We start from the raw sequence: 13391 nt of genomic DNA, 5'->3' as shown, positions 1-13391 counted from the left end.
TCAACACTGGGATGGGAAAATTCATTATAAAGTAATTAGCTGAACTGGCACAGCATAAAAAGGTAAAATTGTGTAAAATGCATCAAAGCCTGATGGAACTCCACGAAAACTTCTTGATGTCATAAAGCTTCACAGCCTGGGCTGGAAAGATAGAATATCTTTGAGGGAAGGAACTAAAAGTGTTTTCAATGAGTACCGGAAAACTTTGAAGGAACGACCCTTTATCTGATAGTGGATGTGAAGAAAAAAATGAAAATCTCAATAATAACTCCGTCTTTTAATTCTGAAGAATATATCCTGAATAACCTGAAAAGTGTTCATCTGGATCAAAAAGGTGATTTTTCAGTAGAACAGATCATTGTCGATGGAGGGAGTAAGGATAAGACTATTGATATTATTAACACTTTCAGGGAATCTCACAAAGCTGATATTAAGTTAATTGTCGGTAAAGACAAAAGCATGTATGATGCCATAAATAAAGGCATAAAAGCAATGTCTGGAGATATATGGGCTTGCTTAAACACTGACGATGAATATAACCCTGAAATATTCTCAGTAATTGTTGAGGAATTTAGAAAAAACAAGGATGTAGATGTTATATATGGTTATATTGATAACGTTGATGAAAACGGAAAGTTCCAATATACCTCATACTTACCTCAATTTGACCTGGATTTCCTCGTCTTAAGCCGTGGATGTCGTTGTATCAATCAACCTTCTACTTTTTTAAAAAAGACAGTTGTGGAGAGAGTTGGATACTTTGACCTTACCTACAGGTATGCATCAGATTATGATTATCTTATTAGAGTCGGAAATCAATGTAATGTTAAACGGCTAAACAGAAGTTTTACAAAATTTATGGTTCGTGGGTCTTCCCTGTCATCTGGAACAGGTTCAAAAACAACTCTTGAAAAAGAGGCAGAAACGATTTCTAAATTTTATATTGACAAATACGGGATTAAACCTAAAAATCTATATATTCAATATTTGGGTTTTTGTTTAAATCACATAAGACCAAATAACTTACCTTATATCCTTAAAAAGCTCCCAAAAATAACTATCCTGGTTTTGACCCTAAAGATTTTTAGATATTAACTGAGCCTCTGGCCACAAAAAGGAAATATTAATGGCACTACAACCCAAAAAATCTCAACCAGAGTGGGAGATTGAATCGGGTGAGAGATTGAATCGAAAAAATAATGTTTTCATATTTTTCCTTCACTATTCCATTTTTGTTTATTTATAATTAGTCGTGCTGTTTAATCTGATTGTATTAGTGTAAGATCTGATTGTATTAGTGTAAGAATATACTACAGTCACGGTTTTTTGTATAAATTTTTAAGCAACCTGAACCCAACGTTTGCTATAAAACAAGGCACCATATACATTGCTTTAATCCCAAAAATCCTGATCAAAAATACAACATGGTTTCGCATGTGATAATAATAAAATTTAAACTCATTTGACTGCCTTGACCCACCTGTTTTTATTTTTCGGTGTTCAGATGCGGCTTTTGGTTGAAAAAAGAATTTATAACCTGCTTTGCGCAGCCTGAAGTTCAGGTCGGTTTCTTCCCTGCTGTATGTGCCTTTGTATGCTTTTTCTTCGTAGCCGCCTATTTCTTCCAGGGCGCTCCGATTATACAAACAACACGCGTGACCCGTGACAGTTTCCTGAACTTCGTTAAAGTCCTCAGTATAATTATTATATACTTCGCCTGTCCACTTATTAAAAACAAAGGGCAATTTTTTTTCAGTAGCTTCTTTTTTATGAAGGTCGGCATTAATGTGTGAAATCGGGTTATCTTCAAGTAACCTTGGAACCACTGCTCCGACTTTAATTCCTGATGAAACAAGCGAATTGTACGTATTTACCAGGGTTTCAACACAGTCAGGAAAAAGAATTAAGTCATCTTCTATGAAGAAAATAAGGCTCCCTTTGGCTAAAGATAAACCAATATTCCGGTTGCTCGGAGTTCCGTGGTTAACTTCATTTATTTTGGCTTTAATACGCGGGTCGAGTTTTGTACATTCTCTAACAACAACGGGAGTTTCATCTTTAGAACCATCATCAGAAATAATTAACTCCCAATTAGTATATGTCTGATTCAGTACTGAATTAATGCATCTTTTTATCAATTCAGACCTGTTATAAGTCGGTAAAATTATGGATACAAGCTGTTCTTTCATGGAAAACTTTCCGTTAGGTATTACTGATTAAAAGTTGACTCATAGACCGTTATTATTTTTTGAGTTACTTCATCCCAGTCTATTATCGAATACAAGCCATAATTTTTCTCGTCTACCTTTTCTTGTTCGTTCTTACTTTGTCTTCTTTTATTTTCCATTAAATCTTGCAATGCTCTTACGACCTTCTCCTTTGAAACCGGATTCTCAATCCCAATACAGTTTCTTCCGTCAACAAACTCCTCAAGTGCACTCCCTTTTGCCACTATACAGGGAATTTCTGCAGCCAGTGCCTCAGCAACCGTTATTCCATATGCTTCATGAGAAGAAAGCATTAAAAATATATCCGCATCTGCATAGCGTTCAAGAAGTTCTTTTCTTGACAGATCTTTTAACCATTCAACCCTTGCTTCCACCCCTGAACTTTTAGCCATATTGCGAAGTTCAGCTTCGTAAGGACCCTTTCCAATGATTCTCAACCAGAAATCCTGAAGTTCAGGCAAACTCTGAATAATATACTGTACCCCTTTATATTCTTCCAGGCGGCCCACATAGAGAAGAATCTTTTCTCTTTCAGCGTTCCTGTTTAAGCTTTTTTCCGGCTGCCTCAAACCTTCAAACTCTTTAAGGTTTATTCCGTTAGGGATCTTTAAGGTTTTTGCGGCAACCTCAAAATCTGATTCTACAAGTTTCTTTTCATACTCTGAGACACATATTACGGAATCTGCCCTGGAGAAGATAATCTTCCCGAAAAGCCTGTACGGCTTGTGCAGTAAATCGCGGAATGCGGTATGGCCGTGCTTGTGATAATGCGGCGTAAACACAAATTTTCCGCTGTGCCTGCTTAATGATGCGAAAAATGCAGGAAAAGCATGATAACTATGGGCATGAATTATATCGTAGTCGTGCTTTTTGAGATAAGTATAGATCTGAGGAGCGAAGTAGTACGCATTTCCCGGAGCAAAAGATCTGAACCTTATAACCCTTACTCCGTTTATTATCTCTTGCTTTCTCAATTGTCCCGTGGGATCGGTTGTTATAACCTCCACATCGTGCCCTGCTTTAACCAGCCTTTCACTAATTTCTTTGACATGAGTTTCCACTCCACCTATGTCAGGAGAATAACGGGGACATATCTGGGCTATTTTCAAGGCTGAACCTCTTTTATACTGGAATCTATGTGGAGTAATGCATTAGTTTAATATAAAGATACTGTGATAGTTTAGGCAAATGACATCTAATAAAAGCGTTTGCATAGTCGGACCTTCGAAACGTTTTTTGAGCGGTATCAGTTATTACACTATCCGTCTGGCAAATGCCATGTCTGTGGAAAAAGAAGTCTCAGTAGTTTGCTTTCGGCAGTTGCTTCCAACTTTTCTGTTTCCCGGAAAATCCCATGTTGGAAAGAATATTTCTGACCTGAATTTTTCACCCGGGATACCTGTCTTTAACGGCATGGACTATAACAATCCACTGACCTGGATTCAAGCATACCGCTTTCTTAAGGCACAAAAACCGGATATTATAGTTTTGCAGTGGTGGACTTCCTCAATTGCGCATATGCAGCTTCTGCTAAAGATATTTGCAGGTTTTCTGAATAAACCTAAAATAATTATAGAATTTCATGAAGTTGTAGATCCTTTTGAAGAATCAATACTTCCAATCAGGTTATACTCAAAAATAACAGGAAAACTGCTGCGTAAAAACCTTGATGCATATATTACTCATTCCGAATCCGATAAAGAGCTTGTTGCAAAAAGATACTCTATTTCCCCTGAAAAAATTCATGTGATCCCACATGGACTTTATGACCAGTACGGGAAATTGCTTGACATAAAAGAAGCAAGAAAAAATCTCTCGATAAAGGACGATTTCGTTATACTTTCTTTCGGCTTAATTCGAAAATATAAAGGAACTCCCTACCTCATCAGGGCCTTTGAACAACTGCCCCCCAAAATTCTCGAAAAAAGCCGGTTATTGATTGTCGGGGAAATCTGGGAAGACCGCAAGGAATTACTTGACCAGATTAAAGCTTCTCCTTTTCATGATAAGATTACACTTGTAGACGAATATGTTCCTGACGAGAAAGTAAACCTGTATTTCAGTGCTGCCGATGTAGTAGTCCTGCCTTACCTGAGAGCTTCTCAGAGTGGAATTGCGCATATCGCCATGTCTTTTGGAAAGCCTGTTGTTGTTTCCGAAGTAGGTGGCTTAAAAGAATCAATGGCTAACTATGAAGGCACTTTTTTCGTACCCCCTGCGGATATCGATTCTATCAGAGAAGCTATTCTCAACCAGTTCGGAGAGAGAAAGCACTACGAAGCTCCTGATCAGAAATGGGATAGAATTATAAACTGTTACATAGAATTAATACAATCTATTTAATTTTCTTTTTCATAATTATACCGTAATTTATAATGTTTAATTTATAAAGGGGATACTATGAATTCTCAGGATCGTCCTGTATCGTCATTAAAGGATAAAATCAAATCCAGCTGGCCTTATACTCTGACAGTTGCGATAATCGGTTTTGTGTCTCTATGGATTAGAATAATCCCATCAGACAATGTAATTTTTCCTGGCGGAATTGTGAAGTTCACGACCAATGATGCGTGGTACCATATGCGTACCCTATTCGTTCTGCTTGAAAATTACCCCCACAGGATGTTTTTCAATCCCATGACCAACTATCCTAATGGGAGTTACATACATTTTGGTCCATTGTTCGATCAAATGATGGCTATTACGTCCCTGATTCTTGGAATGGGAAATCCCAGTTCTCAACTGGTTAACACTATAGGAGCCTATTTCCCTGCCGTGCTTGGAGCCCTAACTGTTATTCCGGTTTACTACATAGGAAAGTACCTTGGTGGACATAAAGTTGGGATTCTGGCTGCGATCATGATTGCATTTGCTCCAGGGCAGTTTCTATCCCGTTCAATGATTGGCTTTGCAGACCATCATGTTGCCGAATCGCTATTCAGTACTTTCTTCATGATGTTTTTCATGCTGGCCTTGATTTCAGCAAAGGAGAAAAAGCTTCATTTTGAAGATGTGTTCAATAAGAAATTCAATGTCCTGAAAGAACCTCTTATATACTCAGTTATGGCTGGAATAATGTATTCAGCGTACCAGCTTTCCTGGCCAGGAGGCTCTCTTTTCTTATTTATCGTTCTTGTTTACGCAATATTTCAATATATTCTTGACAATTTCCGGAATGAGTCCAGCGACTACCTTGGGTTTACAGGTGTAGTCACTTGCCTGGTAAGTACAATACTCATCCTCCCCTTTGTCCATCCGGATATGGGGTTTTCTCTGTACTATTACTCCTGGTTCCATGTAGTCACTGCTCTTGGAGCGATGGTGGGTTTTGTGGCTTTGAGTTTCATTGAAAGGGAATTCAAAAGAAAGAAAATAAAAGCTTATTACTACCCTTTTCTAATCCTCGTCGCAGGAATTCTCGGGCTTATAATTACAAAAATCGTATCTCCATCACTGTATTCCCTGATTATACATGCACCAAACACTGTTTTCGTAATTCAACAGGGAGGACCTTCCACAATAGAAGAAGCTTCGTCTATATTCTTACCATATGGCACTTTTACTATGGAAAAAGTCTATTTAAATTTTAGTGCTACGGGATTTTTTGCGTCTCTTCTCGGGATGCTTATACTGGCTGCAAACCAATTCAGAAAACCAAAACCCGAGGAATTACTGGTTCTTGTCTGGAGCTTCTTGATATTCCTTACAATTTATGGCCAGAACCGTTTTGCATATTACTATTCAATAAACGTTTCAGTCCTGAGTGCATATCTGGGAGGACTGTTACTTGAAAAAGTAAAATGGAGTGAACTTGACCAGAAGTTCAAAAGTACTGTAAAGTCACCCGCAGATATTCCAGAGGCATTGAAACTCGTCAGAGTAGAGCAGGTTCTAGCAGTCCTGCTTATAGTGGTATTTCTAATTTATCCAGTATATGGATCTGCAATTCCATATACAAAAATGGTATACGGGCAGCCTATCCAGCCCTGGGAAGATGCTTGTACCTGGCTTCGCTCAAACACCCCGGACCCTGGGATGGACTACAATGCCATTTATGAAGCTCCGAAAAACGGAGAACTTTTCAATTATCCTGATACTGCCTATGGTGTTATGTCCTGGTGGGACTACGGGCACTATATAGAGACAATAGGGCATAGAATGCCAAACGCGAACCCGTTCCAGGCAGGAATAGGAGGCCGCACATCAAGCATTAACGAGACAAATCGGCCAGGTGCTACAACGTTTCTTACAGCCCCATCTGAAGAAGAAGCAAGTGCAGTACTTGAAGCCATAGACCCGAGGCCCGACAAAGCAGGTGCAAGATACATAATGTCTGATGCCAGAATGGCTACAGATATATTCTGGTCAATTGCTACCTGGACTCTTGATAATAAAGGGTACACCCAGGTATACTTGATAGATAAAGAGTATAGGTCCCTGCCTACCACTCGATATTTTAATACAATGGAGGCAAAGCTGCATATTTTTGACGGAAATGGCTTGAAGCAGTATCGTATGATTCATGAGACTGAGGCCTACCAAACCAATGAGCTATTGTACAAACAGGTATACAATTACTTTTATGGAGGTAAACTCTCGGAGGTAGATACAGGCTATGTCAAGACCTTCGAGTACGTTAAAGGTGCAAATGTAACAGGCACGGCTTCCCCCAATGAGACCGTTAATATAAACACGACAATTCTTACAAATCAGGGGCGAACCTTTGAATACTCGCAGTCAACAACTGCAGACTCTCAGGGAAAGTACGAGCTCACAGTGCCTTACTCAACAGAAGGTCCGATTGCAGGCGAAACACAATTTGATACTGCACCTTCAGGACCATATGTATTGAGTTATGGGAATACGACAAAAGAAGTGAAAGTAAGTGAAGAAGATGTATTAAAAGGAGAAAAAATAAAGGTTTGAACAGTATAAGAATAATACAGTTAGTTAATTTCACATTTTTATTTATTTTACCTTATTTTATTTATTTTACCTTATTTTATTTATTGTGTCTTATTTTAGATATTATGTCTTATTTTATATATTGTGTTGTATTTTATTTATTTTACCTCGTTTTATTCATTTTACCTCGTTTTATTCATTTTACCTCGTTTTATTCATTTTACCCTATTTGATGTCTTTATTTTTATTTTTATCTCTTTTGGAAATGATTATTCTATAGATATTTTTGAAGTAGCCTCCACCTTTCCAGAATGATTGTTTTTTATATATTCACCGGTTACATATACTTTTATATACTATTAATAAAGTTATTTTATATGTCAAAGGGCCTCTTAAAGTGGAACAATAACATTGCAGCGTCTTAGAAGACTTACTAATGTTTCGAAGTAGACAGTTTTAGAGAGACTGTAGTCGGGAAAGAAAAGTAAACATCCTCCAGGAATACTGAACCTCTTGAAGACTGTTCTGACGACTCAATATGAAAAATGCATGAAGTTTCCGAAAATGGATAAGCAGGATTATAACTAATCAGACTGATTTGCCTGCATAGGATAATATTATCTATTTGATTTTCTTCTTCCACAAATTATATATTTAATTGAAAAAACTTACCTCTTAAAGGGGATTATTATGAGTTCTCAGGATCATCCTGTATCATCATTTCAAAACAAAATCAAATCCAGCTGGCCTTATACTTTGGCAGTTGCGATAATTGGCTTTATATCTCTATGGGTCAGAACACTTCCTTCAGATTCGGTGTTCTTATCCGATGGATCCGTAAAGTTTGCGACCAACGATGCCTGGTACCATATGCGTACCTTATTCGTCCTGCTTGAAAATTACCCACACAGGATGTTTTTCAATCCCATGACCAACTATCCTAACGGGAGTTACATACATTTCGGCCCATTGTTCGACCAAATGATGGCCATAACCTCCCTGATTCTTGGAATGGGACATCCCAGTTCTCAACTGGTTTATACAGTAGGAGCTTATTTTCCTGCCGTGCTCGGAGCCCTTGCTGTCATTCCGGTTTACTACATTGGAAAATATCTTGGGGGGCATAAAACCGGGATTCTGGCTGCGATTCTGATAGCATTTGCTCCAGGGCAGTTTCTGACCCGTTCACTGATTGGTTTTACAGACCATCATGTCGCTGAATCACTATTCAGTACTTTCTTCATGATGTTTTTCATGCTGGCCTTGATTTCAGCAAAGGAGAAAAAACTTCATTTTGAAGATGTGTTCAATAAGAAATTCAATGTCCTGAAAGAACCTTTTATATACTCGGTTATGGCTGGAATAATGTATTCAGCCTACCAGCTTTGCTGGCCAGGAGGCTCGCTATTCTTATTAATTGTACTTGTTTACGCTATATTCCAGTATATCTTGGACAATTTCCGGAATGAATCCAGCGACTACCTTGGGTTTACAGGCATAGTCACCTGCTTAGTAAGTACAATCCTTATCCTTCCCTTTGTCCACCCTGACATGGGGTTTTCTCTGTACTATTACTCCTGGTTCCATGTTATCACATCCCTTGGGACAATGGCAGGTTTTGCGGCTTTGAGCCTTATTGAAAGGGAATTCAAAAGAAAGCAAATGACGGCTTATTACTACCCTCTGCTAATCCTCGGAGCTGGTATTCTCGGGCTTATATGTATCAAGGTTTTATCTCCATCCCTTTATTCCCTGATTATAAACGCTCCGAGCACTGTTTTTGGGATTCAACAGGGAGGGCCTTCGACAATTGGTGAAGCTACTTCTATATTTTACAGTAGTGGTGTCTTTACCCTTTCTAAAGCTTTCTCAAATTTCACTACTACGGGATTTCTCGCTTCTATTCTAGGAATGCTTATTCTGGCTGCAAATCTGTTTAGAAGACCAAAGCCTCAGGAATTTCTGCTTCTTGTCTGGAGTTTCTTTATTCTCCTTGCAATTTACGGCCAGAACCGTTTTGCATATTACTATTCAATAAACGTTTCAATCCTGAGTGCATATCTGGGAGGATTGTTACTTGAAAAAGTAAAATGGGGTGAACTTGACCAGAAGTTCAAAAGTACTGTAAAGTCACCCGCAGATATTCCAGAGGCATTGAAATTCTTCAAAGTACAGCAGATTCTAGCAGTCCTGCTTATAGCGGTATTTCTAATTTATCCGGTATATGCATATGCAATGCTATATGCAGTTGGCTCAAATGAGCCCAATGAGCCCTGGATGGAAGCTTGTACCTGGCTTCGCTCAAACACCCCGGACCCTGGGATGGACTACAATGCCACTTATGAAGCCCCGATAAACGGAGAACTTTTCAATTATCCTGATACTGCATATGGTGTTATGTCCTGGTGGGACTACGGGCACTATATAGAGACAATAGGGCACAGGATGCCAAATGCGAACCCGTTCCAGGCAGGAATAGGAGGTCGCAGGGCAAGTATTAACGAGACAAACCAACCAGGTGCAGCAACCTTCTTCACAGCTCCATCTGAAAAAGAAGCAAGTGCAATACTTGAAGCCATAGACCCAAGGTCCGACAAAGCAGGATCACGATATATAATGTCTGATGCCAGAATGGCTACAGAAATATTCGGGGCAATGCCTGCCTGGACTCTTGATACTGATGGGTATTATCAGGCTTACTGGACAGGTAGCCAATATCAGAACATACCTTCTACCCGATATTTTAATTCCATGGAAGCAAAACTGCATATTTTTGACGGAAATGGCTTGAAACAGTACCGTATGGTCCACGAGACTGAGGCCTATCAAACTGACGAGGCCGGGTATAAACAGGTATACAATTACTTCTACGGAGGTAAACTCTCTGAAGTAGATACCGGCTATGTCAAGATCTTCGAGTACGTCAAAGGTGCAAATATAACAGGCACGGCTTCCCCCAATGAAAACGTTAATATAAACACGACAATTCTTACAAATCAGGGAAGGACCTTTGGATACTCGCAGTCAACAACTGCAGATTCACAGGGTCGGTATGAATTTACAGTGCCTTATTCGACCGATGGCCCGAGTACAGGCGAAACAAAGTTTGATACCGCACCTTCAGGACCCTATGTAGTGAGTTATGGCAATACGACAAAAGAAGTGAAAGTAAGTGAAGAAGCCGTATTAAAAGGAGAAGAAGTAAAGGTATAAGCTACGGAGTGTACTATTACTCACTCCACTCACCTTTATTTCTACTTCTTTTTCCTTTGCTTTTATTTTTAGGTTACATCTTTTCAACTTTATTTTTAGGCAAGGTCTGCAGACTTTTATTTTATTTTCCCGCTATCTAGATATACTATTAAAAAAACCTACTTCGCAGGTGAAGTGCGATGAAAAACCCTATCATAGGCCGAGTCTGGAAATTCGGAAACGATATCGATACAGACGTAATTATTCCTGGTAAATATTTGCGAACCAAAGATATGCAGGTCTTTGCAGCTCATGCAATGGAAGGCATTGACCCCGAGTTTGCAAAAAAAGTAAAACCAGGGGATATTATTGTAGCAGGCAGCAATTTTGGCTGCGGCTCTTCAAGAGAACAGGCTCCCCTTGCTTTAAAACATGCAGGTATAGCCTGCGTTGTCGCAAAATCTTTCGCGAGGATCTTTTTCCGAAATGCAATCAATGTAGGGTTACCTCTTATTGAAGCCGATATAGATTGCCAGGAGGGCGATGAGGTCAGAGTTGATCTGCTAAAAGGCGAGGTTACAGTTTCGGATAAAGGCACATTCAGGGGAAATAAATTGCCGGATTTCCTTCTCCAGATACTTGCTGACGGCGGGCTTGTAGCCCATAGAAAAAAAATCCAGGGTGAGCAAAAAGAATAATTAGTCCTGTAAATATCAAAATATGAAAAGTACACTGAAATGTACACCGAAAAGTACACCGAAATGTACACCGGAAACATATCGGAAATGAATTAAATTTGATAATTACTAAAATAATAGTAATCCAGAACGGAAATCCAGAACGGAAATCCAGAACAGTAACCTATGGTCACACCTGTAATTGTTGCAATAAAAAGTTCATTTTATCTCAGTTGAGTAGCTGCATTATTTAGCCTTGTGACTATAGAATCAACAACCCAAAAAATCATCCAAAACAACCGATATCTATGCTTTTTCCTGATGAGTATAAGTATGTGGGCGTAACAAAATCCTTCTGCCCGGGCACTGAAGAGCCTATCTATTTTCTTACTGACTATCTGATTACAGAAAAGGAAAATCCTCAGACAGGCAACTACGAATATGCAGTTTATCACGTAAAAAAAAGCGGAGAGGGACTGCTCAGGAAAGTTGAAGCTCTCGAAACAATAGCCTCAGGAGAAGAGGTGGTAAAGTATGACAGGGAATTGAACATAAAAAACCGCACACTCCTGATCGAGACTGCAGAAAAGCTCTGTACCGGCAAAGTGAACACGGTAATTTTTACAGGTATGGATAGGCATGTTACTTTTGTTCATGCCCCTGACCTTTCAAGCATTCTTGAGCTAGAAATCCTTGACGTTGCTCCCCCTTATCCGTCCTGGCTTTCTCTTGTTGTGAGAAGACTCGAAGCCAGTGGAATTTTCGGGGACCTCCAGGTCAGGTTTACTGAAAAGGTAATTGACCTCAGGCGTTTTGAAGGAAAAAATACGGTTTTTCCATGCAGCGCGTCTGGACTCGAAGGCAAGTGCCTGGATTCGGATGTGCTCACAGAAAATGGACATTTACTCGTAGGATGCGAGATTTCAAAGACTCTTTTTGAGATGCGTTTTCCTGAATTAGAGTATTCTTTTATAAACATCTGTCCTTTCAAGTCCGAAATAGTTGTGCCCTCAAAATCCTTTATTACTCGCTGCTGCATGTCTGAAAATTCAGGGCTTGTAAAGATTTCGGGCTTTGATGGAGCTGTAGTTCACTGGGGTGCATCGGAGTACCAGGTTGCTGAAGCTATCCGAAAACTTGTAAACAGCCTCAGGCAGGGTTCAGAGGATCTAAATAGCCAGGTATAATAGTGTTCACAAATTAAACTGCAGGCCTGCTAAGTTTACTTGAGGAAACTTACACTGGAAACTGGTAATTGAAAAAACTGCCTGCGCGAAATTCAATTTACTTATTTTATACCTTTTTTTGAATAGTAGTGCTGCCTGCTCCTATCTTCCCATTTTCATCAACTATTGATAAATCCGAAACTGATCTTGCAAGAAGTATAAGGGCTCTTCGTTGTTTTGTGTGGATATCCTCATAATATTCTCATAATATTCTCATAAAAACCAATGCGGTCTTGAGTTGAAAATCATCTTATCCATACTGAATAGAGAAGAGCCCTAATGTCTTCATAAAAACCAATGTGGTCTCGAATTGAAAATAATCTTATCCACAGGGAATGAGGAAGAACCGATATAAGACACGCAAGTAACACGCACTTATGAATTGTCGTGTCAGGGGAAAGAGCAGGACTCATGTTATTTTTTTGTCAGTAACAATCTTTTGTGTAAGAATCTGATCAACTTTTATTAATTATATTCTTATGTCTAAATCATAAGATTTTTTATTATATATACATAAGTTCAGTATTAATAGAAATTCTTGACTAAATTTAGAAAAAGTTATAATCTATGAAGGTCATCCTTTTAAAGGATCATTTACTAGCGACGCTCGTAATTGAGGAGATTTGAGGGGAACATCAAAGATTTAAGTGACTCATGTAATCGGAAACGGGTAGCCTATTACATAACAAAATTAAGCCTGGGGGTAATGCTATGCTTTTGCTCACGATTGTATGGATTGTTGGATTCGTTGTGGGGGTTTTCTTGCTGAAGTTTGTGTTTGTAAAGGTTGCGGTACAGGCTTCACTTGCTTATAACACAATCATTGGACGTAATATTCAAGGGAAGTATCAACAGGTGAATGTGATACCAGATTTGGTTAAAACTCTCGCTGACAGCAACATATACCAGCGTTATTCGCTTGATCCGCTGCGTGTTGTAAAATATCCGGCATTTTATAGAAAAGGCTTTAAGTTTTTTGATGGGAATCAGTATAAATATGCTATTTATTATGAAGGCAACGGCAACTATACTGTCTACAGAAAAGTGAGAGCAGAAATATCGGGCAATAAAACAAAAACAGTGGTTAAGGAAAAGTCTAAAATTAAGGTGTGAGCAGAACTAAGATGTGAGCAGATTTATTTAACCGAAGTGCTGCCAGGGAT

General features: G+C 39.0%; 9 protein-coding genes. 7 read left to right on the top strand and 2 right to left on the bottom strand.

Features of this window, described 5'->3' with window-relative positions; genetic code table 11:
• Window positions 1-237: 237 nt before the first annotated feature.
• Window positions 238-1095, top strand: coding sequence for a glycosyltransferase (locus tag MSKOL_RS03560; RefSeq protein ID WP_156150948.1), 858 nt, complete (start codon window positions 238-240; stop codon window positions 1093-1095).
• A 221-nt stretch (window positions 1096-1316) separates the two neighbouring features.
• Here MSKOL_RS03560 and MSKOL_RS03555 read toward each other — a convergent pair whose 3' ends face one another.
• Complete coding sequence (locus MSKOL_RS03555; protein WP_048153735.1) at window positions 1317-2189, bottom strand: glycosyltransferase family 2 protein; 873 nt, start codon at window positions 2187-2189, stop codon at window positions 1317-1319.
• Window positions 2190-2209: 20 nt separating this feature from the next.
• A complete protein-coding gene (locus tag MSKOL_RS03550; RefSeq protein WP_048153732.1) occupies window positions 2210-3337 on the bottom strand; it encodes a glycosyltransferase family 4 protein in 1128 nt (375 codons plus the stop codon).
• A gap of 127 nt (window positions 3338-3464) precedes the next feature.
• Here MSKOL_RS03550 and MSKOL_RS03545 point away from each other — a divergent pair, with 127 nt between their 5' ends.
• From MSKOL_RS03545 to MSKOL_RS03520, 6 genes are all read left to right on the top strand, one after another.
• Entirely contained in the window at window positions 3465-4571 is a 1107-nt protein-coding gene (locus MSKOL_RS03545; RefSeq protein WP_231592413.1) for a glycosyltransferase, read from the top strand.
• 57 nt (window positions 4572-4628) lie between these two features.
• Complete coding sequence (locus MSKOL_RS03540; RefSeq protein WP_048153728.1) at window positions 4629-7154, top strand: oligosaccharyl transferase, archaeosortase A system-associated; 2526 nt, start codon at window positions 4629-4631, stop codon at window positions 7152-7154.
• Between the two features lie 669 nt (window positions 7155-7823).
• Window positions 7824-10346: an oligosaccharyl transferase, archaeosortase A system-associated gene (locus MSKOL_RS03535; protein WP_048153725.1), complete on the top strand. Its 2523-nt coding sequence runs from the start codon at window positions 7824-7826 to the stop codon at window positions 10344-10346.
• Window positions 10347-10525: 179 nt separating this feature from the next.
• A complete protein-coding gene (gene hacB / locus MSKOL_RS03530; protein WP_048153723.1) occupies window positions 10526-11023 on the top strand; it encodes a homoaconitase small subunit in 498 nt (165 codons plus the stop codon).
• A gap of 287 nt (window positions 11024-11310) precedes the next feature.
• Window positions 11311-12189, top strand: a complete 879-nt coding sequence (locus MSKOL_RS03525; protein ID WP_048153721.1) for a hypothetical protein — start codon at window positions 11311-11313, stop codon at window positions 12187-12189.
• 750 nt (window positions 12190-12939) lie between these two features.
• Window positions 12940-13341, top strand: coding sequence for a hypothetical protein (locus MSKOL_RS03520; protein WP_048153719.1), 402 nt, complete (start codon window positions 12940-12942; stop codon window positions 13339-13341).
• The last annotated feature ends 50 nt before the right edge of the window (window positions 13342-13391 follow it).

The organism is Methanosarcina sp. Kolksee (assembly GCF_000969945.1).
Lineage (GTDB): Archaea > Halobacteriota > Methanosarcinia > Methanosarcinales > Methanosarcinaceae > Methanosarcina > Methanosarcina vacuolata.
This window is presented reverse-complemented; position numbering and strand designations above follow the sequence as displayed.